The sequence below is a fragment of the Kibdelosporangium philippinense genome (genome assembly GCF_021390435.2).
Classification (GTDB): Bacteria; Actinomycetota; Actinomycetes; order Mycobacteriales; family Pseudonocardiaceae; genus Kibdelosporangium; species Kibdelosporangium philippinense.
Window position 1 is genome coordinate 2,132,400 of record NZ_JAJVCN010000001.1, and the last position, 26,387, is coordinate 2,158,786.

Sequence of the window (26,387 nt, forward strand, 5' to 3'; positions counted from 1 at the left end):
GCAAACAACTTCCCCCGCCAGGTCGGCATAACGGACGGGTTCGCATAGGAAGCTGAACTGCATTTCCTCAAAGCGCGGTTGCGGGGCGGGGTGTTGTCCAAGGCCCGACGCGGCGAACTGGTCCAGCCGCTGCCGGTCGGCCTGGTCTATGACCCCGTCGGCAACGTCGTGCTCGACCCCGATGCCAGTGTCCAGGGGCCGGTGGCGCGCGTGTTCAGCACGTTCACCGCCACCGGCTCAGCGCTGGCCGTGGTCAAGGCATTCACCGCCGACAGTCTGCTGTTCCCCCGCAGACTGAAAACAGGCCCGCGCAAGGGCGAGCTGGTCTGGGGCCAGCTTCAGCACTCCCGCGTCCTGCAAGTACTGCACAACCCGCGTTACGCCGGTGCGTTCTTCTACGGCCGTCACACGCACGGCCGCGGCCCCGGCGGCACGACGACCACTCGTCTCCTGCCGCGTGAGGAGTGGACGGTGCTGATCACCGACTCCCATCCCGGCTACATCAGCTGGGAACAGTTCGAGGCCAACCAGGCCCGCCTGGCCGCCAACGCCACCGCCCACGGCAACGACCGCCGCGCCAGCCCACCCCGCGAAGGCCCCGCCCTGCTGCAAGGACTGGTGATCTGCGGCAAGTGCGGCGGCCGGATGACCGTGCGCTACCACACCCGCAAAGGCAACCACGTCCCCGAATACGTCTGCCAATCCGAGGGCATCCAGCACGGAAAGATGATCTGCCAACGCATCCCCGGCGCCGGGATCGACGCCGCGGTGAGCCGGTTTCTCCTCGACACTGTCACTCCGCTGGCGCTGGAAACCGCCCTCGCGGTCGCCGACGAGCTCACCGCCCGAGCCGACGAGGCTGACCGCATCCGCGCCACCGCCGTGAAGCGCGCCCAATACCACGCAGACCTGGCCCGCCGCCGCTACCTCGCGGTCGACCCCGCCAACCGGCTGGTCGCCGACCAACTCGAAGCCGCCTGGAACGCCACACTGCGCGAACTCAACGAAGCCACCGACACCTATCAACGCGCCCGCACCGGGCAAACCGGTCCACTGAGCCAAACACAGCGCGACGCCGTCACCGCACTGGCCGCAGACTTCCCCGCACTCTGGAACAACCCGGCCACCCCAATGCGGGAACGCAAACGCATCGCCCGCCTGCTGCTGACCGACATCACCCTCGCCCGAACCGACAACATCACCGTCCACATCAGACTCCGAGGAGGCCAGGACCACACCCTGACATTGCCGCTCCCGTTGGCCTCATGGCAAATCCGCCAGACTCCGACCGAAGTGGTCTCGGCGATCGACACCCTGCTGGAGGAACACACCGACTCCGAGATCGCCGCCATCCTCACCAGCAAGGGCATGGTCAGCGGCACCGGCCAGCCCTTGCACGCCCGGCTCATCCGCCAAAACGGAAAGGCCTACCACCTACGCAGCCACACCCAGCGCCTGCGCGACGAAGGACTGCTCACCCTCAACGACATCGCACGCCACCTCGGAGTCGGCACCAGCACCGTCAAAACCTGGCGCAACCAAGGGCTGCTCACCGGCCGCCGAGCCAACGACAAGAACGAATACCTCTACCAACTCCCCAGCCCCGACATCGCCCGCCCACGACGCGGACGACCACCCCGCAAACCAGCCCCACCCACCGAAACAACCACCACATCAACCACAAGGAGCGCAGTCTGATGCCAACTGTTTGTCCTTCGGTTTCACCGCCCGCGCCGGATCGATCAACGTTCCATAATGGACACCCAACTCGGCATACGACCGGTTGATCTTCGGGTCGTAGAGATCCGGCTTGTCCACCCCAGTCCGCAGGTTGTCCGGCACCAACCGGCGTGGCACCCCACCGAAGAACTCGAACGCCGCAACATGCGACGCGGTCCAGGACCGCTGGTCCATCGTCAACACCGGCCGCACGAACATGTGCCGCGACATAGCCAGCACCATCACGAACGCCCAGACCTTGCGTCCTCGGCCCGTTCCTGGGTCGATCCAGGAACCGAGATGGCCGTAGTCGATCTGGGCCTCCTCACCCACCGGCGGGTCCTCCCGCAACACCGTCACCTGCGCACGCCGGTTCTCCTCAGGCAGGTTCGCCCGCACATACCGGCGCAACGACGCCACCGAGGCGTCCAAGCCCCGCTCGGACACCAACCGCTGATGGATCGTGGACATCGTGACCACACCCAGCATCGACTTGATGTAGTCATGGTGCTTCGCGATCTCCGGCCACGTCACCTGCCGCAACCGGGTGTCCGCCAGCTGCGGGAACCACACCTGCACCTTCTCCGCCCACTGATCGGCGCTGATCGGCGGTCCGCCCGGCACGATGCCTTCAGCCTCCGCGGGCTCGAGGTACTTCCTGATCGTCTTGCGATCCACACCCAGACTCGCGGACAGCTCCAGCTTCGAGCGTCCCGCATACCAGTGGATCAAGATCTCGGTCACATCGACCACGTCAAACGTCCTTCTCGCCATGGGCTCCCTCGCCACACGCGGGTAACAGAGCAGTCTGCAACGTCATGGCCAGATCCACGACGTACACGCCGTCACCCAATCGGGTGGGGAATTACGTGACGCCACAGGTGGGGAATTACGTGATCGCAAACCCAGCTTTGGTGGGGAATTTCATGATCGCCGACAGGTTGGTTCGTCGGCCAGTACGAGCCGGCGATCGCCGACGAGCGCGCGGGCGATCGCCACCCGCTGCTGCTGGCCGCCGGACAGTTCGTCGGGAAATCGTTCCCCGTGGCCCTCAAGGTCCACTTCGGACAGTGCTGTTCGTGCCTGACCGCGGGCCTGCCGCGGGCTCGTGCCGTCGAGTTCCAGCGGCAACGCCACGTTTTCCGCCGCGGTGAGGCTGGCAAGCAGGTTCAGGTCCTGGAAGACGTAACCGACTCGGCGGCGGCGAAGGGCTGCGAGTTCGCGCTTGCCGCAGTCGCCAAGCAGGGTTCCGTCGATGGCGACTTCGCCTTTGGACGGCCGATCCAATCCGCCGGCCAGGTTGAGCAGGGTCGACTTGCCCGATCCGGACGGCCCCATCACCGCGACCAGTTCACCCGCGTTGACCGTCAACGTGACGCCTTTTAGCGCGTGGACCTCGGTTTCGCCTCGGCCGTGGGTCCGGTGCGCGTCACGTAACTCAAGGATGGACATACATACCGAGTATGCATACTCGGTATGTGGTAGGCAAGGGTGACTTCCGGGACTAGGCCTTGGCCGTCAAGGCCTAGTCCCGCAGTCGTCAGGCAGTCGGGATGTGGATGTCGCTGACGTGGACGTCGACCGCGGCCACGTCGAGGCCAAGGAACTGCTCGACCGCGTCGATCACCTCGGTGCGAATCTGCTCGGCGAGAGCCTTGATCGCGTGCCCGAACTCGATAACCAAGGACAGCTTGATCGTGGCGACATCGTCGACAACGTCAACCGAGATACCTTGGTCAGCAAGGCTGTGCACGCCGTCGATCTTGGCCGCGACGACCGTCACGACCTTGCCGACTACACCTTCGCCAACCGTGATGTTGCCGCGAGAGCCCGCGGCTGGCCGGTTCTCGGCCGCAACCGGCACCGCGACCAGCGCAGGCTGATCGACTTCAGCCGCCTCGGTTTCGGCTACAGCTGGGACCTCGGCTTCGGCTTCGGCTACAGCTGGGACTTCGGTTTCGGCTGCGGCTTCAGCAGAGGCAGGCTCGCTGGCCTCATCGGCGGCGGCTGCCGCACTGTCTTCATCGGTGGCTGCGGTGGCTTCCGGTGCGTCTTCGGCGTCGGTGGCTTCCGGCGCGTCTGCGCTGTCGGTGTCTTCGCTGATTGCTTCGGCGGCCGCTTCTTCGGTGAGGTCGTCGTTTGCGGTGGCTTCTTCGGAGTCGTCGGCGTCGGCTTCCGTGGCTGCCGCGGTGTCTTCTTCGGTCTCGGCGGTGGCGGGTTCGCTGTGGTCGTCGTCAGTCTCGGTGGCTACTGCGGTGTCTTCCTCGACGTCGGACGAGACGAGCTCAGTGTCTTCGTTGTCGTCTTCGACGGCTGCTTCTGGTGCGAGGTCTTCGTCCGTGGTGGCTTCGTCGGCTTCGGTTTCGCTGGCTGCCGCGCCTTCTTCTGCTGTCTCGGCGGTGACGCTCTCGGTGTCTTCTTCAGCCTCGGCGGTGGTGGGCTCGCCGTCTTCGTCGGTGGCTTCCGGCGTGTCGTCGGTGTCGGTGGCTTCTGTGTTTTCGGTGTCCTCGTTGGCGACCTCGGTGGCTGCTTCTTCGGTGAGGTCGTCGTTTGCGGTGGCTTCGTCCGCGTCTTCCGGCTCGGCCTCGGTGGCGACTGGGGACTCTTCTTCGGCGTCTTCCGACTCGGTCTCCGTGGCTACCGCAGCGTCTTCTTCGGCCTCGATGTCCTCGGCGGTGTCGCTGTCTTCGTCGGTGGCTTCCGCGCTCTCGGTGTCTTCGTCGGCAACTTCCGCGGTTGCTTCTTCTTCCGCGAGCTCTGTGGTGGCTTCGTCTGAGTGGTCCGCGTCAGTGCTTTCGGTGGTGGCTTCGTCCGATGCTTCGACCGTCTCAGTGTCTACTGGCTTGACTTCGATCGCGTTGGCGCCAAGGGCTTCGTCCGTGACGACTATGTCCGCGCCCGCTGCTGGCGCTGTGTCGGTCTGGGTGGGGGCGGGGGTCGCTGCGGCTGTCTTGTTTCGGCCGAAGAGGGAGTTGATGAGCTCGGGCACGGGGAGTTCCCCTTTCGAGAGCGATGGGTTCGGGGAAGGGAGTGCGCGTCATGATAGGGGCTCGTTCGTGACGCAGATCACCGGGGCCACTTTCGAGATTTCCCTGTGTCTCAACCATGTTCTGGTTGAGACACCTCGGCCTCCAGCACGGGCTTCACGTCGATCACCGGCGTGCCGTCGACGGCTTCGATCCGACCCACTCGCACCCGGAGACCGTCGATCTGCCTGACATTCACCAGATGCAGTCCGATCGGGTTCGGGCGGTCCGCTGACCGGGTACTGAACACTCCCGTCAGCGGGTTGCCGGGATCGTCGCGTGGGTGCACCTCCAGCACATCGCGGTCGGCCTTGTGCAGCCACGTCAGTACGAGGACCGCGGTTCCAGCTTTGAGGTCGCGGATACCTGCCGCCACCTCAGGGGAAAACACCAGCCATGCGTCCGGCGCTCCCTCTTTCCCTTGTTTCGGTGCGTCCGACGGATCTGTCAGCGATGATTCGACGTGTCCTATTGGGACAATCCGATAGTCGTTCGTCATGCCGGTCATACTAGGCGCGGATCGTCAATTCCCGGCGGCGGGGACGCACTCGAAACGGGCGGCCGTTGATGGTGGAACCAAACTGATCTTGGCACGAGCGGCGATGAGATTCCGTGCACGGGAACCAGTACCTATTTCTACAATTGCGGACCGGGGCACCGCTGAACTATTGATCGACCGGAACCCGCCGTCTTCCTCCGGTCAGCTGTCCGAGAGGATGAATTGTGCGCCCATCTCGCCGATCATGATGCAGGGCGCGTTGGTATTACCGCCGGTGATCGACGGCATGATCGAGGCATCGCAGACCCGAAGTCCTTCCACACCACGCACTTTGAGGTCAGGGCGGACGACAGCGAGCTCGTCGACGCCCATCCGGCAGGTGCCGACGCCGTGGTAGACCGACGTCGCCCGGTTGAGGATCGCGTCGCGCAGCTCCTGGCCCCGCAGCTGCGTGCCTGGGTGGATCTCCGCTTTGACCGCACCTTTGAAGGCTTTTGACGCGAAGATCTCGCGGACCATCTCCGAGCCTTCGCCGAGTACTTCGAGGTCGGCGGGGTCGGCAAGGTACTGGAAGTCGATCAGCGGCGCCGCCGTGGGGGCCGCGGAGGCGAGTCGCAACGTGCCGCGGCTCTTCGGATATATCAGTGTCGTCAGGACCGTGAGCGAGGTGCGCTTGTCGACGTCGTGCCGGATCGGCGCGTCCTGGTTTGGTGACACGTAAGCCCACGGCAGGAGATGCAACTGCAAGTCGGGGATCGTGTCGGCTTTGGACGTCTTGAGGAACGCCACCGCTTCGAAGACCGAGTTCGCCAAGAATGTCGTGCCGGGCCGGAGCAATTCTTTGACCAGGCCGCGCGCGAAGTACGGCGCGGTTCCGGTGTTGCGGCTCGACGTTACGTGGAACGTCAGCGCGTGGAACATGTGGTCGTGCAGGTTGTCGCCGACCGGGAGGTCCACGATCACCTCGATGCCGTGGCTCTTGAGGTGCTCGGCGTGGCCGATGCCCGACAGCATGAGCAGCTGTGCGGATCCGACGAACCCGGCGGAGAGGATGACTTCCTTGCCTGCGCGGAGAGTTCGGTGGGTGCCGTCGGCGTCGACGACTTCGACACCGGTCGCGCGGCCGTTCTCGATGATCACCTTCTTGACCAGTACACCGGACTGCAGTTGAAGCGTTGGGGGAGCGAGGTGGTGGATGTAGCCGCGTGAGGCGCTGTAGCGCAGGCCCGCGGCCGCGTTCTGCTGCATCCGGCTGACGCCTTCTTGCGACTCGGCGTTGTAGTCGTCGAGGATCTTGCAGCCGATCGTTTCGGCTGTGGCGTCGATGAACTGCAACGCGCCCTCTTCCGGGCTTTTGTTGCGGGTGACCCGGATCGGCCCGCCCGCGCCCCGAAACGCGTTCTCGTCGTCCTCGAAGTCCTCCATCCGTTTGTACGCGGCGTTCACGCTGTCCGCGTCCCAGCCGGTGTTGCCCTCTGCGGCCCATGAGTCGAAGTTGGCACGGTTGCCGCGGACGTAGACCATCCCGTTGACCGAACTCGAACCACCGACCACCTTGCCGCGCGGTACCGGCATCCGGCGGTCGAGGAGGTGCTTCTGTGGCACGGAGTAGTAGCCCCAGTCGTTGAGCTTCTTGAGCTGGGGCACCGCGTGCATCGGGCCGACCAGTCCTGGCTTGCGGATCAGCAGCTTCTCGTCGGTTTTGCCCGCTTCGAGGACGATCACGCTCGCGCCGGATTCCGCCAGCCGGCCCGCGATCGCGGCTCCCGAGCTGCCCGAGCCGACGACAATGTAGTCGGCCTCGTCGCCGCGCGGCACCCTGTTCGCCATGTCCGCTCCTCGCTCCGGCCAGCCAGGCAAAACTGTAACCTGTTCTACTTCTGGCCTCACGGTATAGCGTCGCGGCTCGGTTTCGCAATCATGTGGGCTGCGAGCAGCTGGTGGGTTAAGGGGTGGCTGTGGGTGTTTGGCTTGTGGCGGTGACTGTGGCGGTTGTTTGGGTTGTGCCGAGGGATGGCTATGGGTGATTGGGGCGCGCCGGGGGATGGCTGCCGCCGCCAGTCAGTCCTGTGTGGGGAGTTCTACTGTGATCCGGAGTCCGCCCGCTTGGCGCGGCACGATGGTGAGGGTTCCGCCGTGCACTTGCGTGATGCTCTTGACGATCGCCAGGCCGAGGCCGACGCCCGCGTGGTCGTTGCGGATTCGTTCCGTGCCACGTTGAAATGGCTCGGTCAGGGTCGAGACCAACTCAGCGGAGAGTTCTTCGCCGCTGTTCTCCACCGTCAGTACCGCGGTGTCGGGATGCGCCGCTGTTCTGATCCACACCGTGCCTTGGTCGGGCAGGTTGTGCACGATCGCGTTGTGCAGCAGGTTTGTTGTCAGTTGCAGCAGGAGCGCTTGCGAGCCGGTGGCTGGGGTGATTTCGCCGGAGGTGTGGATTCGGACACCACGCTTCTCCGCCAGTGGGAGCAGGGTCTCGGTGGCTTCTTCCATCAGCAGCGAGAGATCCACGGGTGCTCGGCTGAAGGACCTCTCCTCTGCTCGGCTGAGCAGGAGTAGTGCTTCGGTGAGGTCGATCGCCCTGACGTTCACCGCGTGCAGGCGGTCGAGCAGTTCGCCGCGGTCGTGTGCTGGATCGTTTCGGGCGACGTCGAGAAGGGTCTGTGAGATCGCGAGCGGGGTGCGCAGTTCGTGCGATGCGTTGGCTGCGAACCGCTGCTGTCCGGCAACGTGGGCTTCGAGTTGGGCCAACATGGCGTCGAAGGCGTCGGCCAGTTCGCGGAATTCGTCCGCACGGCCTTCCAGTCGGATCCGGTGGGACAGTGAGCCGGTCGCGGCCATGCGGGTGGCGTCCGTGATACGAGTAAGAGGTGCGAGCATCCGGCCTGCGAGCAGCCACCCGCCCAACAGCCCGATGACCAGCAGGCAGGCCAACACCGTGCCCGCGACCGACGCGAAGTCGCGCATGAGGTCCGAGCGGATCAGGATCCCTCCGGGGATGGCCGCGACATCGGGTAGGTAGCTGCGCAGCAACGCCCACACCGTAACCACCAGTGGGACACCCGCGACCATCAGGAATCCGGCGTAGCTGAGGGTTAGTTTGAGACGAACACTCAACCCTGGTGGCCTGGCCACCTTCAACTTCCGATGCGGTAGCCGACACCTGGCACGGTGGCGATCAGCCAAGGTTCGCCGAGACGCTTGCGCAGTGCGGAGACCGTGATACGTACGGCGTTGGTGAACGGGTCGGCATTCTCATCCCACGCCCGCCGCAGCAACTCTTCCGCGCTGATCACACCGCCTTCCGCGGCGACGAGAACTTCGAGCACGGCGAACTGCTTCCTGGTCAGTGCCACGTACCGGCCGTCGCGGTAAACCTCCCTGCGGAACGGATCCAGCCGCAGGCCAGCGATTTCCCGCACGGGCGGCCGGTTGTACGCGCGTCTGCGGTCCAGTGCTCTGAGGCGGAGCACCAGTTCCTGGAGTTCGAAGGGTTTTGTGAGGTAGTCGTCCGCGCCGAGGCCGAATCCTGTTGCCTTGTCGTCGAGGCGGTCGGCCGCTGTGAGCATGAGGATCGGCATGCCGCTACCGGAGGCGACGATGCGCTTGGCGATCTCGTCGCCGGAGGGGCCGGGGATGTCACGGTCGAGCACGGCTATGTCGTATGCGTTGACACTCAGCAGTTCCAGCGCGGTGTCGCCGTCACCGGCGGTGTCGGCAGCGATCGCTTCAAGGCGCAGACCGTCGCGGATGGCTTCGGCCAGATAGGGTTCGTCCTCGACGATCAACACGCGCATGGCCCGATGCTACGAGATCAGTACGCACGCGCTGGGATGGTACGGCTTGACACATGTCGTCGGCGTATCGAAAACCGGATACATGCTGGCAACACTGTGCCGCGTTGACTGTAGACATCGGATTCTGCTTACCTGCCTGCCGGGCCCGGCAGGCATCTGCCGGCGCGCATGATCGGGCACCCCCAAACCCGAGATCGAGGCCGGCGATCCGAAGGTGGGACGCACAAGGGCCTCGCAACCACACGTGCGTCCCGCCTCCGGCTTCTTTCGATCGGCCCATTGAAATGCCGCACGCCATTCCGGACGATCGAACCCAGGAACGACGAATACGGCGAACACCGCCACCGAGGTGTCCTCGGCAACACCGGCCAGATTGCATGTTCCGGCAATCAACGATCTTCGTCACGGGTTCTTGATCGCCTGTCCCAAACCCTGAATTCACCTGATCGGCCTAGCGGTGGTGAGCGCTCAGTTGTTAGGAAGCACGCATTACCGGCGCGCATTTCAGTAGATCTTGAATCGGCCGGGACCTGCGAATCAGGGGGCCTTCCTGGATGATGGCCGGGATTCCGGCGCGGCGGATACCATGATCATCTGGTCGGTGCAATGTCGAAGTGTATTAATTGCCAACAACGATTGGCCGTGACATGCTGACCAGTGTGCACTCACTGGGGACTAGAGGCGCGACGGTGACTCGCGGCCATCGGGCCGCCGAGATTCCAATCGGCACAACCACCGGGCCGGGTCCGGCCGGTTTGCCGGGCGCACGAGATGGTGCTGAGCTTCGCCGGACCGTCCACTCGCGGTTGGCTGACGGTCGCATCGGCGTCCGTGGGCGACCCTCGCGGGTATCCGGGACTTTCGTTAACATTCAACAAAATCCTCGCTGCGGAGGATGTCCGTGTTGACGGGTTCCGGGTGTCCAACCGCAGACACCGGGCAGTTGGACGGTGTGGTGTCCGCCACACTGTATCGGCAGTCCGTGGTAACCGGCATGCGGACGTCGCTGTCCGGAATAGGGGGGGTGGATCTGGTATATGATCTCCCTTAGCATGTCGATGAAAGGCCAATGCCAAACCGGGGTCGTTCGAATGCTGGCTGCGAGGCATTCTGCAATTCGGTAAGTATTGCAGACGTCGACATTTGACGGGAACTTCTGGTTCGCCTTTCACCCTTTAACTGGGGAAGACGTACAGGTTTGCCTGTGCGGAAAGACAATTAAGTCTGATTTGCACGATCAGCGTAGATCGAGCGAGCGGCTGTGACGCCGTGTTCTGTGCTGCGCAAAATGGACGAATAAGAGATCCAATTTGGTTTGGGGGCTAAGTGGATCCGATGAGAGATGACCTTGTCGCTCTCCCGGTCGTCGAAATCGAAGTGTCGCGGCTGTCTTCCGCGTACTCGCCACGCACCTCTGGTGAGGATCCGGAGCACGTCGAGATGCTGCTGTCGGCAGAAGGAGATCTCCCGCCCATCCTCGTGCACCGGCCGACGATGCAGGTGATCGACGGCCTGCACAGGCTGAAGGCCGCGCGTTTAAGGGGCGATTCGAAAATACTGGCAAGGCTGGTCGACGGTACCGAATCGGACGCCTTCGTACTGGCCGTCGAAGCGAACATCCGGCACGGTCTGCCGCTGTCGCTGACCGATCGCAAGCACGCGGCTGTCCAGATCATCGGGACGCACCCGCAGTGGTCGGACCGGCGAGTGGCCTCGGTGACCGGTATCTCCGCTGGCACGGTCGCTGACTTGCGCAGGCGCGGCGGAGAAAATGGAAACGAGGCCAGGATCGGGCGCGATGGGCGCATCCGTCCGGTCGACGGTTCCGAGGGCCGACGGCTCGCCGCCGAACTGATCCGCAGTGACCCGGGACTTTCACTGCGGCAGGTGGCCAAGCAGGTCGGTATCTCGCCGGAGACGGTCAGGGATGTGCGCGGCCGGTTGGAGCGCGGCGAAAGCCCGACGCCGGACGGCAGCAGGCGACTGCAGGCAAAGCCGCAGCCACTGCGCTGGAGCGAGCCTGACTTCGGCCGCGTCGTCGACCGCGACCGGCTCGCCATGCTCGAACGTCTGAAGGCCGATCCCGCGCTGCGGTTGACCGAGACCGGCCGGACCTTGTTGCGGATGTTCGCGATGCACTCCATTGACGGCCAGGAATGGGGGCGGGTCCTGCACAACGTCCCGCCGCATCTGTGCAGCACGGTCGCCGGGTTCGCCAGGGATCACGCCCGGGTGTGGGCGGAGTTCGCCGACCGCCTGGACAACCGGGCGAGCGACCTGGCCGCGGGATGAACGCGCGGCTTGACGGTATGTCTCCGGCACAACGTGACGTGTGGTTGCCACGGCAGAAGGACGCTGACCGCGGGACCTCGGCAGCACGCGATACTCCGCCGCTCACCCGTGCGGAACTGCGGGTGGCGGCGCTGGCCGCGCAAGGGTGCGTCAACCGGGAGATCGCGGAGCGGCTGTACATCACGCCGAGCACCGTCGAGCAGCACTTGACCCGCGTGTTCAAGAAACTGGGAATCACCGGCCGGGACTCCCTGCCGCCTTCGCTGTCGGCGGGGAGCCGCGAGGACCCATGAGCGCCCATGCCGCGACACGGACGTAAGGGAATGTCTTGAACACCCACCAAGTGGTCTTCTTGCTGCTCGACCTGGCGGTGATCGTCGTGCTGGCGCGCCTGCTCGGCGCGTTGGCACGGAAGTTCGACCAACCGGCGGTGATCGGTGAGGTGCTCGCCGGAATCCTGCTTGGGCCGACGTTGTTCGGCGAGGGTTTCTCCGCCGCGCTGTTCCCGACCGACGTACGCCCGTTCCTCGCGGCACTTGCGAACGTCGGGGTGGCCATCTTCATGTTCATGGTCGGCCTTGAACTTGAGCGGACCCTGCTGCGTGGCAAGGGAAAGCTCGCACTGACCGTGTCGCTCACATCGATCGTGCTGCCGTTCACCCTCGGTGTCGGACTGGCGTTCTACCTGGCGGTGAACCACCAGGCCGAGCATCGGCTCGGCTTCGTGCTGTTCATCGGCGCGGCCATGTCGGTCACCGCGTTCCCTGTGCTGGCAAGGATTCTCCAGGACCGGGGCATGCTCAAGACGACGCTCGGCGGGCTGGCGCTGACAAGCGCGGCGGTCGGTGACGTGCTGGCGTGGTGCCTGCTCGCGGTCGTGGTGGTCGTGTCGGGCAATGCCAGTGGCACCGAACAGTGGCTGATCGTGCTCGGCCCGCTCTACATCGCCCTCATGCTGTGGGTGGTACGGCCGCTGCTGCGGAAGCTGTTCACGGCCAGCCGCGCGGGAACGCTCCCGATCGTGCTGGCAGGTGTGCTGGTTTCCGGCGCGGTGACCGAGTGGATCGGTCTGCACTTCATCTTCGGTGCGTTCCTTTTCGGTGTGATTGTGCCGAGGGAAGGCACGGAGAAGCTGCGGCACACGATCATCGAACGGGTCGGCGAGTTCAACTCGGCGCTGCTGCTGCCGGTGTTCTTCATCGTCACCGGCTTGAAGGTGAACCTGTCCGGACTCGGTACGACCGGGCTCGTCGAACTCGGCCTGGTGCTGCTCGTCGCCATCACCGGCAAGTTCGGCGGCGCGTTCGTGGGTGCCCGTTTGCATGGCCTACCGGCACGCAAGTCCGCCGCACTGGCCACCCTGATGAACACCCGTGGCCTGACCGAGCTGATTATTCTCACGGTCGGCCTCCAGCTTGGCATGCTGGACCAGCCGCTGTACTCGATCATGGTGGCGATGGCGGTCATCACGACGGCCATGGCCGGACCGCTGCTGCGCGTGATCTATCCGGCCGCGGTGATCGAACGGGATCACGCCGTCGAGCAGGCGCGGCAACCCGCTGCCAGTTGACAGTCCAGATGGACCGGGCTCATCCCGGGGGTGTCCAACTTCCGCGGCTGGACGCCCCGCCGACTGAGCGGCACAAGGAGTAGTAGTGGTGACCATGCAGAAGGTGCTAGTTGTCGGCACCGGACTGATCGGCACCTCGGTCGCGCTCGCCCTTCGCGAGAAGGATGTGGCGGTCTACCTCTCCGACATCGACGCGGACTCCGTGCGGCTGGCACGGGAACTCGGGGCGGGCCAGGAGTGGACCGGCCAGGACGTGGACCTCGCGCTGATCGCCGTGCCACCGCACCTGGTCGGGGAGCGGCTGGCCGATCTGCAGAAACAAGGAGTCGCACGGGCGTACACCGACGTGGCCAGCGTCAAGGCCGATCCGATCGCCGACGCGCAGCGGCTCGGCTGCGACCTGACCACCTACGTGCCAGGCCATCCACTCGCAGGCCGTGAGCGCTCCGGCCCGGCCGCTGCCCGCGCGGATCTGTTCCTTGGCCGTCCCTGGGCGCTGTGCCATGGCGATGAGACGAGTGCGGATGCCGTCGAACTCGCGCGGGACCTGGTGTTGACGTGTGGGGCGAAGGCCGTCACGGTCGATGCGGACGAGCACGACTTGGCCGTAGCGCTGGTATCGCACGCCCCGCACGTGGTGTCGTCGGCGGTCGCGGCGAGCCTGCAGAGCGGTGACGACGTCGCGCTTGGCCTTGCGGGGCAAGGACTGCGTGACGTGACACGCATCGCCGCCGGGGATCCCTTGCTGTGGCGGATGATTCTTTCCGGGAACATGCAGCCGGTCGCCGGGGTGCTTGAGCGGATCGCGGCCGATCTCGCCGCCGCGGCCTCGGCTCTGCGGTCCGGCGATCTGGATGACGTGACGGATCTGCTGCGGCGCGGCGTCGACGGCCACGCCCGCATTCCAGGCAAGCACAGCGGACCCGTGCGCGATTACGTCGCGGTTCAGGTAGTACTGCAGGACAGGCCAGGGGAACTGGCCCGGTTGTTCAACGCGGCCGGGCTGGCCGACGTCAACATCGAGGACGTCCGGATCGAGCACTCGACCGGTCTTCCGGTTGGTGTCGCCGAGATGTTCGTCCGTCCACAGGACACAGACCGGCTCGCCGAGGCCCTGAGGTTCCACGGCTGGCACGTGCCGCCCGTCGCTGGGCGTTAGCCATGGGATGCCGTGAAGGCCACCTTCGCGGAGTTAGACGCGTGAGGGCCTCCCTTGACGCGTTAGGTACCGATGCCAGGAACTGAGGGTTCGGGTTTGGTCGATGCCTGGGGGCGTGTGCGAGTCGTTGACCTGCGAAGGTTTGTGGCGGGCGCGGGTGGGTTGCTGCTGGGGCTGGGTGCCGTGGTGAGGGCGCCGGGCGTGTGCGTCGTGTTGAGGGGTATGAGGGCCGAGTTTGCTGCGTTGAGTGCCGTCAAGGTGGCCTTCGCGGCATCAGGTTCAGTCGTAGGTGGGGCTGGTGTTACAGGTGTGGCTGACGAGGTGATTTGTTGTCCTTAATGGACCTTGAGATGTTCGAAAGCGGCTAGGCCACGGACTTGGTTAAGTTCCTGGCGTTGGCGTTGGCGTTGGCGTTGAAGGCGTGAGGGCCTCCCTTGACGCGTTCGATGCCGATGCCAGGAACTCAGGGTTCGGGAGTTTGGTCGATACTGGAGCGTGCGCGTGCCGTTGACCTGCGAAGGTTCTGGGTTGCTGCTGGGACTGGCCGCACGGGCGAGGGGGCGGGTATCGCGTGGCGTTCAGGGGTGTGAGGGCCGAGTTGGGTGCGTTGAGTGCCGTCAAGGTGGCCTTCGCGGCATCAGGTTCCGTCGCAGGTGGGGCTGGTGTGACACGTGTGACTGACGAGGCGATTTTTTGTCCTTAGTGGACCTTGAGATGCTCGAAAGCGGCCGCCCACAGACCTGGTCAAGGTCCTGGCATTGGTGCTCAAAGCCCGAAAACAGGCCCGCACACGCCATCGCCGCCACAGCCCGTACCCGGAACGCTCCTGGCATTGCTCGTACGTGCCCGAGCAGGTAACGGCGCGTGAGAAAAGACCGCGCCACAACGGGAAATGCACTCGTGGACATCGACCGCATTCAGCACGATTGAGATCGCCGAGTTTCGCGTGTGAGAGGGATGCCCGTATGGACGTAGTGTTGCGCTTCGGTGCGCCGACCAAGAGCGACGACGACCCCGACCCATGGTCGACGACGGTCCGCTCGGGCACGGTCCGCCGAGTGCTCGCCTACTTTCGCCCGCACATCGGCATGGCGGGGCTCTTTGTGCTCGTCTCCGGGTTGGAGGTGGCCACCGTCATCGCGTCTCCGTTGTTGATGATGGAGCTCATCGACAACGGCATCCTCAAGAACGATCTCGGGCACGTGATCTGGATGGCCGCGCTGACCGCCATGCTCGCCGTGCTTGGCGCGCTGTTCTCGATGTGGTCGGCCTACGTCTCCGCGCGGATCGGTGAGGGAGTCACCTACGACCTGCGGGTGCAGGCGATCGACCACGTCCGCAAACTGCCGATCGCGTTCTTCACCCGCACCCAGACCGGCGTTCTCGTCGGCCGGTTGCACACGGAACTCGTTATGGCACAGCAAAGTTTCGGTCACTTGCTGATGGCGGCCACCGCCGGTGTGACGGTCGTGCTCGTGCTGGCCGAGCTGGTGTGGCTGTCGTGGCTTGTCGCCATCGTGACTGTGGTGCTGGTTCCGCTGTTCGTCGTGCCGTGGATCTACGTGGGACGGGTGATCCAGAAACGCACCGGACGCCTGATGGAGGCCAACGCCGGTCTTGGCGGGCTGCTCCAGGAACGGTTCAACGTCCAGGGAGCGATGCTCTCCAAGCTCTTCGGCCGGCCTGACGAGGAGATGGCCGACATCAGGGACCGATCCGAGCGGATCCGCAAGATCGGCGTGAGCATCGCCATCTGGGGCAGGCTCGGTTTCACCATGATGGCGCTGATGGCCGCGGTCGCCACCGCGCTCGTCTACGGCATCGGTGGCGGGCTCGTGATCGACGGGGCATTGGCGCTGGGCTCGCTCGTTGCCATCGCCACCTTGCTCGTGCGGTTGTTCGGGCCGATCACCCAGCTGTCCGGCCTGCAGGAGACCGCGCAGACCGTCCTGGTGAGCTTCGCGAGGGTCTTCGAGCTGCTTGATCTGAAGCCGCTGATCCAGGAACGCCCCGACGCGGTCGGCCTCGAGAAGAACGTGGCGCCGGACATCGAGTTCGACGACGTGAAATTCCGCTATCCCACCGCGAACGAGGTCTCGCTGGCGTCGCTCGAGCAACTGCGGACCAAGCAAGATCGCAACGAGGTGACGGCGGAAGTCTTGCGTGGCATCAGTTTCCAGGTGAAGTCCGGAACTCTCACCGCCCTCGTCGGCCCGTCCGGCGCGGGCAAGAGCACGATCACCCACCTGGTTTCCCGGCTGTACGACCCGAACTCCGGGGCCGTTCGCATCGGCGGGCACGACCTGAAGGACCTCACCTTCGACTCGCTGCGTGCCGCGATCGGTGTGGTCAGCCAGGACGCCTACCTTTTCCACGACACGATCAGGGAAAACCTGCTCTACGCCCGGCCGACCGCCACCGAGGACGAGCTGATCGAGGCATGCAAGGGCGCCCAGATCTGGGACCTGATCGAATCCCTGCCGCGCGGCCTCGACACCGTCACCGGTGATCGCGGCTACCGCATGTCCGGTGGGGAGAAGCAACGACTGGCCATCGCGCGGCTGCTGCTGAAGGAGCCGTCGATCGTCGTGCTCGACGAAGCCACCGCACACCTGGACTCCGAGTCCGAGGCCGCCGTGCAGCGGGCGCTCAAAACTGCCCTGCGCAGCCGTACCTCGCTGGTGATCGCGCACCGGTTGTCCACGATCCGTGAGGCCGACCAGATCCTCGTGATCGACGGCGGCGGCGTCAGGGAGCGTGGGACGCACGAGGAGTTGCTGGCCGCGGGCGGTCTTTACGCGGAGCTCTACCACACGCAGTTCGCCAACCCAGAACGCTATGCGGCCAAGCCGGACATCGAGGACGAGCTTGAGGACATCGAGCCTGAGCCCGAACCGGTCTTCCACATTGGTTTCGGAGGATGACGATGACCTCGGCAGCGCCGACCACGCCGACGGTGCTGGATCTGTTCGCCGCGCAGGTGGACCGGACGCCCGACGCGGTGGCCGTGGCCGACGGGGATCGGGTTCTCACCTACCGGCAGCTGGCTGAGCTCGCGGGACAGCTGTCCGGACGGTTGATCAGCCACGGCGTGCGCCACGGCGACCGCGTGGGCGTCATGCTGGACCGTTCGGCCGACTTGCTGGTGTCACTGCTGGCCGTGTGGCAGGCCGGGGCGGCTTACGTGCCAGTGGATGCGGCCTATCCCGCGCCACGGGTGGCGTTCATGGTCGCGGACTCGGCCGTGTCGCTGATGGTGTGTTCGGCAGCGACGCGCGGGGCCGTGCCGGAGGGGATCGGGCCGATCCTCGTCACGGACAAGGGCGACGCGTCTGCGGTCACTGTGCGGCCGGGCGATCTGGCGTACGTGATGTACACCTCCGGCTCGACAGGCACCCCGAAGGGTGTGGCTGTCCCGCATCGAAGTGTCGCCGAGTTGGTGGGAAACCCTGGCTGGGCAGTGGAATCCAGCGACGCGGTGCTCGTGCACGCGCCGTACGCCTTCGACGCGTCCCTGTTCGAGATCTGGGTGCCGCTGGTGTCGGGTGCCCGTGTCGTGATCGCCGAACCGGGGCCGGTTGATGCCCGGCGCCTGCGGGACGCGGTCGCGGCCGGAGTGACGCGGGCGCACCTGACTGCGGGCAATTTCCGTGCGGTGGCAGAGGAATCGCCGGAGTCGTTCGCGGGGCTGCGCGAAGTGTTGACGGGCGGGGACTTGGTACCCGCGCACGCGGTCACGCGGGTTCGGGAAGCGTGCCCACGAGTGCGGGTCCGGCACCTGTACGGCCCGACAGAAACCACGCTGTGCGCCACATGGCATGTGCTCGAACCAGGCGACGCGCTCGGCCCGATGTTGCCGATCGGGCGTCCGCTTGCTGGCCGCCAGGCTCACGTGCTCGACGGGTCGCTGCAGCCGGTCGCACCGGATGTTGTTGGTGACCTTTACCTTTCCGGTGCCGGTCTGGCGGACGGCTATCTGGACCGGGCGGGGCTGACGGCGGAGCGGTTCGTCGCGGATCCGTTCGCACCCGGGCAGCGGATGTACCGGACCGGTGACCTTGCCTACTGGTCCGCTGACAACGAGTTGATGTTCGCGGGCCGGTCCGATGCCCAGGTGAAGATCCGCGGGTTCCGGATCGAACCCGGCGAGATCGAGGCCGCGCTCACCGCGCAGCCGGACGTGCACGAGGCCGTCGTGGTGGCGATCGACGGCCGTCTGATCGGTTACGTGGTCGGGGACGCGGATCCCGACACTGTCCGCGAGCGTCTCGCCGCCGTGCTGCCGGAGTACATGATCCCGGCCGTGGTGCTCAAGCTGGATACGCTTCCCCTGACCAGCAATGGAAAGCTGGACCGGGCCGCGCTGCCCGCGCCGGTGTTCACCGCGAGTGTCACGGGCCGCGAAGCCACCACCGAGGCCGAGAGTGTCCTCTGTGGACTTTTTGCCGAGTTGCTCGGCCTTGAGCGAGTCGGTGTCGACGACGGCTTCTTCGAGCTTGGCGGCGATTCGATCATCGCCGTACGGCTGTCCGCACGCGCGGCCAAAGCAGGCCTGCTGGTCACGCCTGCCCAGATCTTCGGGGAGAAAACCCCGGCACGGCTCGCGGCCGTCGCGAGTGTCGTCCCGGTCTCGGAGTCTGTCGACGGCCCACTGATCGAGCTGACCGCCGAAGACGAGGCGGAGCTGGCGATCGCGGCCCCCGGTGCCGAGGAAATCTGGCCGCTGGCACCGCTCCAGGCCGGGTTGCTCTTCCAGACGGCCCTCAATGACCATGGGCCCGACATCTATCAGACGCAGTGGATCGTGGAGCTGACCGGTCCGCTGGACGTGGCCAGGCTGCGGGTGGTCTGGGAAGGGGCGTTCGCGCGGCACGGCGAGCTTCGGCTGAGCTTCCACCGGCTGTCGTCGGGCAAGGCGGTGCAGGCGGTCGCCGGGCACGTCGCCCTGCCGTGGCGCGAGGTCGACCTGTCCGACGCGAACGACGCCGAAGCGGCCATCGACGCGCTGGCAAGGCATGAACAGCAGCGGCGGTTCGATCTCACCAAACCACCGCTGTTCCGGCTGGTCCTGATCCGGCTCAGCGAGACGCGGCACCGATTGCTGGTCGTCAATCACCACATCCTGACCGACGGCTGGTCGATCGCGGTGATCCTCAACGAGGTGTCCGAGGCGTACACGGCCGGTGGGCATTTCCCAGAGCGGACGGGTGTCGCGTCCTACCGTGACTATCTGGCTTGGCTCAACCGGCAGGACAAGGACTCGGCACGCGTGGCATGGCGGACCGAGCTGTCCGGCATCGACGTGCCCGCGTTGGTCGCGAAGGCGGACTCCGGGCCGGACTACGACTACCGCACCACGTACCTGTCGCCGGATCTCTACAGCAGGCTGCTTGAGTTCGCCCGCGACCACGAGCTGACCCTGAACACGGTGATGCAGGGCGCGTGGGCGATGGTGCTGGCGCGACTCGTGCGACGCACTGACGTGGTGTTCGGCACCACGGTCGCCAATCGTCCCGCCGAGCTCCCAGGCGTGGAGTCGATGCCAGGGCTGATGATGAACACGCTGCCGGTCCGCGTCCCGCTGGACGGCGATAAGTCCATTGTGGACATGCTGACCGGCTTGCAGTCCAGGCAGGTCGCGATGATGCCGCACCAGCACCTCGGCCTGCCGGAGATCCAGAAGACGGCCGGTGCGGGCGCGGTCTTCGACACGCTGCTGGTGTTCGAGAACTACCCGAGGGACTTCGCCGACCAGTTCCGCTATCTGGGCACGATCGAGGGCACGCACTTCGCCGTGACCCTCGGCGTCATCCCGGCGGACGACTGCAGGCTCATGCTTTCCTACTTTCCCGGGCAGATCGAGGATGCCATCGCCGAGTCGGCGCTCGACTGGTTCGTCGGGACCCTCGAGACGATCGTCGCCGACCCGTCCCGTCTGGTCGGGCGGGCAGGTATGGGCGCGGTTTCGCTGCACCGCTGGGAACCCGCGCTGCTGACCGGCGAGCCGTTGCCCGCGTTGGTCGGGCGCGTGGTCGAGGACTGGCCGGACGACATCGCGGTGGTCGATGGCGATGGCGAGCTGTCGTACGGGGAGTTGTGGGACCGGGCGGTGAAGTTCGCTGCCGTACTGCGGGCTCGTGGGGTTGGCCATGAGGAACGTGTCGGCCTGGTGGTAGGCCGGTCTTCGTGGTGGCTGGTCGGGATGTTGGGCGTGCAGTTGGCGGGTGGCGTGTTCGTTCCCGTCGACCCGGCGTATCCGGCCGAGCGCGTACGGCTGGTTTTCGGCAGCGCGGATCCGATGTTGGTGGTGTGTCAGGGAAAGACCCGGGACGCGGTGCCGGAGGAGTTCGGCGACCGGCTTGTCGTGATCGACGAGTTGGACCTGGTGGCCGCCCCGAGCGCGATCTTGCCGCGGCTCGGCCCGCGTGACGCGGCGTACGTGATCTACACGTCCGGGTCGACGGGAACTCCGAAGGGAGTCGTCGTCACGTACTCGGGCCTGGGGAATCTCGCGCTCGCGCACATCGCCCGGTTCGGTGTGTCGCGCTCGTCCCGGGTCTTGCAGTTCGCCGCGCTCGGCTTCGACACCATCGTGTCCGAGGTGATGATGGCGTTGTTGTCGGGGGCGACACTGGTGATGCCACCCGACGAGGATCTGCCGCCCCAGGCGACGCTGGCCGAAACCTTGGAGCGGTGGGACGTCACGCACGTCAAGGCGCCGCCGTCGGTGCTTGCCACCCTCGATGTGTTGCCCGACAGGGTGGAGACAGTGGTCGCGGCGGGGGAGCTGTGCCCGCCGGGTCTCGTGGACCGCTTCTCGGCGGACCGGCGGATGATCAACGCCTACGGGCCGACCGAGACCACGATCTGCGCGACGATGAGCATGCCGTTGGTGCCACGCCAGCATCCGATCCCGTTCGGGGCACCGGTTCCCGGGGTTCGTGGCTATCTGCTGGACTCGTTCCTGCGTCCGCTGCCGCCGGGCGTCACCGGCGAGCTGTACCTGGCCGGGATTGGTGTCGCCCGAGGCTATCTGGGCCAGACGGCGTTGACGGCTGGGCGGTTCGTCGCCGATCCATTCGTTGCCGGTGAACGCATGTACCGCACGGGCGATCTGGCCTACTGGACCGACCGAGGCGAGCTGGTGTCCGCCGGGCGGGCCGACGACCAGGTCAAGATCCGTGGTTTCCGGGTCGAACCCCGTGAGATCGAGTTCGCGCTGTCCAGCCACCCCGAGGTTTCCGGGGCCACGGTGACCGTCCACGATGGACGCCTGGTGGCCTATGTGGCGCCAGGTGACATCGATCCGCGGGCGCTGCGCGATGACCTCGCGTCACGGTTGCCTCCGTACATGGTTCCTGCGGCGGTGGTCGCGCTCGATGTCCTGCCGCTGACGCCGCACGGGAAGATCGACCGGGCCGCGTTGCCCGAACCGGACTTCTCATCGACATCGGCAGGCCGCGACCCGGAGACCGAGGTCGAGCGGATTCTGTGCGAGGTGTTCGCTGAAGTCCTTGGCCTTGAGCGGGTTGGGGTCGAGGACAGCTTCTTCGAGCTTGGTGGCGACTCGATCTCGTCGATGCAGGTCGCCGCTCGTGCGCGGCGCGATGGCATCTCGCTGACCCCGCGTCAGGTGTTCGAGCACCGGACTCCTGAGCAACTGGCGCTTTTGGTGGCCGAATCGCCGCTGCCGCGGAGTGATCAGTCCACTGTGGCTGATGGTGTCGGTGATGTCGCGTTTACGCCGGTGATGCGGATGTTCGGTGAAGGCGTTGCGGCGCCCGGGTTCGCGCAATGGATCGTGCTGGGTGCGCCGTCGGACTTGACCGAGAAGACGGTGGTTGCTGGCCTCGCGGCGGTCATGGATACGCACGACATGCTGCGGGCGCGTGTTGTCGACGAGCGCTTGGTGGTTTCGGAGCGCGGGTCGGTGGACGCGGGCGGATTGGTTACGCGCGTTGAGTTTGACGGCTCGATCGAGGAGGTCGTGGCGGATGCCGTGAGCCGGTTGGATCCCGCAGCGGGTGTCATGGTCCAAGCGGTGTGGGTGGACGCCGGACCGGATCAGTTGGGGCGCTTGATCGTGGTGGCGCATCACCTGGCGGTCGACGGCGTGTCCTGGCGGGTACTGCAATCGGACTTGCAGGCAGCCTGCGAGGCCGCGGCCGCCGGACGCGAACCAGCACTGGAGCCAGTGGCGGTGTCGTTCAAGCGGTGGGCCGGTTTGCTGGAGCAGTGGGCGGTCTCGGCCGAGCGGGTCGGGGAATTGGCCGCGTGGAAGGAGATTCTCGGTTCCGAGGATCAGCCGGAGCATGCCCCGGGCGGTGACGTCCGTTCCCGGTCGTGGGTCGTGCCTGGGGCTGAGACTTCCGTGTTGGTCGGGCAGGCTCCTGCGTTGTTCCACTGTGGAGTGCACGAGGTCTTGCTTGCCGGGCTGGCTGGAGCGGTGGCCCGGTGGTGTGGCGGCGACACGGCTTTGGTGGACGTGGAAAGCCATGGCCGCCATTGCGCCGATCAACACATCGGGATGGACTTGTCCAGGACGGTCGGCTGGTTCACCAGCACGCATCCGGTGAAACTGGATGTCGCTGGGATCGATCTGGCCGATGTGGTGGCCGGTGGTCCGGCGGCCGGGACGTTGCTGAAGGTGGTCAAGGAACAGTCGCGCGCGGTTCCCGGCGACGGCCTCGGCCACGGGCTGCTGCGCTACCTCAATGCCGAGACAAGGCCGGTTCTCGCGGCACTTCCGTCGGCCCGGATCGGGTTCAACTACATGGGCCGGTTCGTCGCCGGTAACCAGAGTGATGGCCAGGCGTGGCAACTGATCGGTGACATCGGCGGTTCGATCGATCCGAGCATGCGGTTGCCGCACGGGTTGGACGTCAACGCGATTGTCCAGGATCTGCCTGATGGTCCGGAACTGACGCTCATGGTGGAATGGTCGGGCGAACAGTTCGCCGATGCCGAGATCGACCGGCTGGCAAGCGAACTGCTCGCGGTGTTGTCCGGGCTGGCCCGTCAGGCCAACGATCCCGGCGCAGGGGGACATACCGCGTCCGACTTCGGGCTGCTCGATCTCGACCAGGACGAGATCGCCGGCTTCGAGGCTTTAGCAGCGGAACTCAGTGAGGGGTAGACATCGTGAACACGTCGACGACGTCCTCCGGATCGGCGCTCGCCGAAGTCTGGCCGCTGTCCCCGATGCAGGCGGGAATGGTTTACCACGCCTCATTGGACGATGAGGGTCCCGACATTCACGTCATCCAGCACTCGCAGTACATCGACGGCCCTTTGGACGCGGCACGGTTCCGGAAAGCCTGGGAAGCCTTGCTCGGCCGTCACGCGGCGCTGCGGGCGAGTTTCCAGCGGCGCAAGAACGGCGAGACGGTCCAGGTCATTCCCCGGCAGGTGAAGCTGCCATGGGCCGAACGTGACCTGTCCGGCCTTGCCGATGACGACGCGCAGGCCGAGATCACCAAGATCGCCGACACCGAGCGTGCCACGAAGTTCGACCTGACAAGGCCTCCGCTGCTGCGCCTTGTGCTGATCAAGCTCGGTCCGGCGAAGCACTGCCTGGTGACCACGAGCCACCACTTGCTCATCGACGGGTGGTCGCGGGCGATCCTCGAGTCGGATCTCCTTGCGATCTACGCGGCAGGCGGTGTCGCCACCAAGCTGCGGCCCGCGGGTTCCTACGGCAACTACCTGGCCTGGTTGGGTCGGCAGGACAAGGAAGCGGCCCGCGAGGCGTGGCGTGCGGAGCTGGCTGATGCCGACGAGTCGGCGCTGAGGATCCGGGAAAGGCCAAGGCTGGCACCGGGATTGCCGACCAAGGAAGTGCTGAACCATTCCCCGGAGTTCCTGTCGGCTCTGGTCGAGTTCGCTCGTCGCCATGCGTTGACGTTGAACACCGTGGTTCAGGGCGCGTGGGCCTTGGTTCTGGCCCGGTTGATGCGCCGTCGTGACGTGGTGTTCGGAGCGGTGGTCTCCGGACGTCCGGCGGAGTTACCTGGCGCGCAACAGACCGTGGGGCTGTTCATCAACACCGTGCCGGTGCGAGTGCGGTTGGACGGCGGGCAGACGGTTCTGCAGACGCTGACGGAGTTGCAGGAGCGGCAGTCCGCGCTGATGTCGCATCACCACCTGGGCTTGCCGGAGATCCAGAAGATCGACGGGGCGAGCTTCGACACGATCGTGGTGTTCGAGAACTACGCCGATCCGACGACGGAATCGGACTCGCCGAGCGCCATCACTGTGTCGTTGCGGGAATTCCATCAGGCGACGCCGTACGCGATCACCCTGGGAATCTTGCCCGGCAAAGGCCTGGACACCTTGATCGAGTACCAGCCGGAGATCATCGACGACCAAGTCGCCAAACAGGCTCTGTGGCGGCTTGCCCGGGTTCTTGAGCGGATGATCGCGGAGCCGGGGACGGCGGTTGGTCGTCTGGACGTGGTGGCCGATGCCGAGCGCGAGCTGGTTGTCGAGCGGTGGAACCAGACCGATGCTGTCGCGGATGCGCCAACGGCGGTGGAGTTGTTCCGTCGCCAGGTGGAACGGGCGCCAGATGCGACGGCGGTGCAGGCCGCGGACCAGACCTGGTCTTATGCGGATCTCGACAAGTGGTCCGATCGGGTTGCGGGCGCTCTGACGGATCGCGGCGTGCGACGCGGTGACCGTGTCGGGGTTGTGCTGGAGCGGTCGCCGGAAGTTCTGGCGACGTGGCTGGGCGTGTGGAAGGCGGGCGCGGCGTTCGTGCCGGTCGATCCGGGCTATCCGGCCGATCGGGTGGCGTTCATGCTGGCCGATTCCGCAGTCGCGGCAGTGGTTTGTGGACCGAAGACGTCCGGTGTGGTGCCGGTGGACTATCCGCAGATCCTCGTGAACGACGCTGTCGAGGGCGAGGTTTCCGCTGTCCCGATCGGGGCGGATGATCTGGCGTACGTGATGTACACGTCCGGTTCGACCGGGACGCCGAAGGGTGTGGCGGTTCCACATCGGAGTGTCGCGGAGCTGGCGGGGGATTCCGGCTGGCGGATGAAGCCTGACGATGTGGTGCTGATGCACGCACCGCACACGTTCGACGCGTCCTTGTTCGAGATCTGGGTGCCGTTGGTGTCTGGTGCCCGTGTCGTGATCGCCGGACCGGATCTGGTGGATGCCCGACGCTTGCGGGAAGCGGTCGCGGCCGGGGTGACGCGGGCCCATCTCACCGCGGGGAGTTTCCGTGCGGTGGCAGAGGAATCGCCGGAGTCGTTCGTAGGCTTGCGTGAAGTGCTGACCGGTGGTGACGCGGTGCCTCCGCGCGCGGTGGAGCGGGTTCGTGAGGCCTGTCCGCAAGCGCGGATTCGACACCTGTACGGGCCGACCGAGACCACGCTGTGCGCGACATGGCATGTACTTGAGCCGGGTGACGTGGTCGATGAGGTGTTACCGATCGGCCGTCCGCTCGCGGGCCGCAGGCTGTACGTGCTGGACGCTTTCCTGCGCCCGTTGCCGCCGGGCGTCTCGGGCGATCTGTACATCGCGGGCGCGGGCCTTGCGCGCGGCTACCTTGGTCGTTCGGTGCTGACTGCGGAACGGTTTGTCGCCGATCCGTTTGCGCCAGGCCGACGGATGTACCGGACGGGCGACATCGCGTACTGGGCCTACGAGGGCGAGCTGGTCTTCGAGGGACGGGCCGACGACCAGGTCAAGATCCGTGGCTTCCGGGTGGAGCCGGGCGAGATCGAAACCGTGCTGGCCGCGCAGCCGGGCGTCAGCCAGGCGGTGGTTGTGGCTCGTGACGAGCGCTTGATCGGCTATGTCGTGTCCGATGCGGGCGTTGACCCGGCACAGCTGCGTGCGCAGATCGGTGAGGTGCTGCCGGACTACATGGTTCCGGCCGCGGTGGTCGTGCTGGATGCCTTGCCGGTGACCGCGAACGGGAAGATCGACCGGGCGGCCTTGCCCGATCCCGACTTCACCGCCCGTGCTGCGGACCGGGAGCCGGTCACCGAGACCGAGCGGATGCTGTGCGTGCTCTTCGCCGAGGTGCTCGGCCAGGAGAGGGTCGGCGTCGATGACAGTTTCTTCGAGCTTGGCGGGGATTCCATCCTCGCGATGCGGCTGGTGGCGCGGGCACTGCGCGACGGAATGACGTTCTCCGCGCCGGAGGTGTTCGAACACCGGACGCCCGCTGGCCTCGCGGCCATCGTCGAACCGCAGGCAGAGGAACCTGTTGTGGCACAACAGGCCACGTCCACGGCCGTCCTTGTCGACCTGAGCCAGGACGAGATCGACGAATTCGAAGCCGAGTTCGACGCTGTGTAAGGAAAACCCTCGT

At 65.9% G+C, this 26,387-nt stretch carries 14 protein-coding genes and 1 pseudogene; 8 read left to right on the top strand and 7 right to left on the bottom strand.

Features of this window, described 5'->3' with window-relative positions; all coding sequences use genetic code 11:
• Positions 1–93: 93 nt before the first annotated feature.
• A complete protein-coding gene (locus LWC34_RS09835; protein ID WP_233724687.1) occupies positions 94–1,698 on the top strand; it encodes a recombinase family protein in 1,605 nt (534 codons plus the stop codon).
• 9 nt (positions 1,699–1,707) lie between these two features.
• Here LWC34_RS09835 and istA read toward each other — a convergent pair.
• From istA to vanR-Sc, 7 genes and pseudogenes are all read right to left on the bottom strand, one after another.
• Positions 1,708–2,472: pseudogene (gene istA / locus LWC34_RS09840) on the bottom strand (IS21 family transposase); the annotation flags it as partial.
• A 171-nt stretch (positions 2,473–2,643) separates the two neighbouring features.
• The gene (locus LWC34_RS09845; RefSeq protein WP_233724688.1) at positions 2,644–3,171 is read right to left on the bottom strand and encodes an ABC transporter ATP-binding protein; all 528 of its coding nucleotides are present in this window, start codon (positions 3,169–3,171) and stop codon (positions 2,644–2,646) included.
• An 88-nt stretch (positions 3,172–3,259) separates the two neighbouring features.
• Complete coding sequence (locus tag LWC34_RS57970) at positions 3,260–4,708, bottom strand: Asp23/Gls24 family envelope stress response protein (protein WP_233724689.1); 1,449 nt, start codon at positions 4,706–4,708, stop codon at positions 3,260–3,262.
• Between the two features lie 110 nt (positions 4,709–4,818).
• Entirely contained in the window at positions 4,819–5,244 is a 426-nt protein-coding gene (gene tsaA / locus LWC34_RS09855; RefSeq protein ID WP_233724690.1) for a tRNA (N6-threonylcarbamoyladenosine(37)-N6)-methyltransferase TrmO, read from the bottom strand.
• Between the two features lie 201 nt (positions 5,245–5,445).
• Positions 5,446–7,074, bottom strand: a complete 1,629-nt coding sequence (locus LWC34_RS09860) for a GMC family oxidoreductase (RefSeq protein WP_233724691.1) — start codon at positions 7,072–7,074, stop codon at positions 5,446–5,448.
• A gap of 231 nt (positions 7,075–7,305) precedes the next feature.
• Entirely contained in the window at positions 7,306–8,361 is a 1,056-nt protein-coding gene (locus tag LWC34_RS09865; RefSeq protein ID WP_235728788.1) for a sensor histidine kinase, read from the bottom strand.
• Positions 8,362–8,381: 20 nt separating this feature from the next.
• Positions 8,382–9,041 (bottom strand): VanSc-type vancomycin resistance response regulator transcription factor VanR, encoded by a 660-nt coding sequence (gene vanR-Sc, locus LWC34_RS09870; RefSeq protein ID WP_233724693.1) that lies wholly within the window; start codon positions 9,039–9,041, stop codon positions 8,382–8,384.
• 1,335 nt (positions 9,042–10,376) lie between these two features.
• Here vanR-Sc and LWC34_RS09875 point away from each other — a divergent pair.
• From LWC34_RS09875 to LWC34_RS09905, 7 genes are all read left to right on the top strand, one after another.
• Complete coding sequence (locus LWC34_RS09875) at positions 10,377–11,333, top strand: ParB/RepB/Spo0J family partition protein (protein ID WP_235728790.1); 957 nt, start codon at positions 10,377–10,379, stop codon at positions 11,331–11,333.
• 17 nt (positions 11,334–11,350) lie between these two features.
• Positions 11,351–11,626: a helix-turn-helix domain-containing protein gene (locus LWC34_RS09880; RefSeq protein WP_233724695.1), complete on the top strand. Its 276-nt coding sequence runs from the start codon at positions 11,351–11,353 to the stop codon at positions 11,624–11,626.
• A gap of 35 nt (positions 11,627–11,661) precedes the next feature.
• On the top strand, positions 11,662–12,903 hold the full coding sequence (locus tag LWC34_RS09885; protein ID WP_233724696.1) for a cation:proton antiporter domain-containing protein: 1,242 nt from the start codon (positions 11,662–11,664) through the stop codon (positions 12,901–12,903).
• A 94-nt stretch (positions 12,904–12,997) separates the two neighbouring features.
• Complete coding sequence (locus LWC34_RS09890) at positions 12,998–14,062, top strand: prephenate dehydrogenase (RefSeq protein ID WP_233726397.1); 1,065 nt, start codon at positions 12,998–13,000, stop codon at positions 14,060–14,062.
• 965 nt (positions 14,063–15,027) lie between these two features.
• A complete protein-coding gene (locus LWC34_RS09895; RefSeq protein ID WP_233724697.1) occupies positions 15,028–16,986 on the top strand; it encodes an ABC transporter ATP-binding protein in 1,959 nt (652 codons plus the stop codon).
• Between the two features lie 2 nt (positions 16,987–16,988).
• The gene (locus tag LWC34_RS09900) at positions 16,989–23,198 is read left to right on the top strand and encodes a non-ribosomal peptide synthetase (protein ID WP_233724698.1); all 6,210 of its coding nucleotides are present in this window, start codon (positions 16,989–16,991) and stop codon (positions 23,196–23,198) included.
• Positions 23,199–23,203: 5 nt separating this feature from the next.
• Positions 23,204–26,374, top strand: coding sequence for a non-ribosomal peptide synthetase (locus LWC34_RS09905; protein WP_233724699.1), 3,171 nt, complete (start codon positions 23,204–23,206; stop codon positions 26,372–26,374).
• The last annotated feature ends 13 nt before the right edge of the window (positions 26,375–26,387 follow it).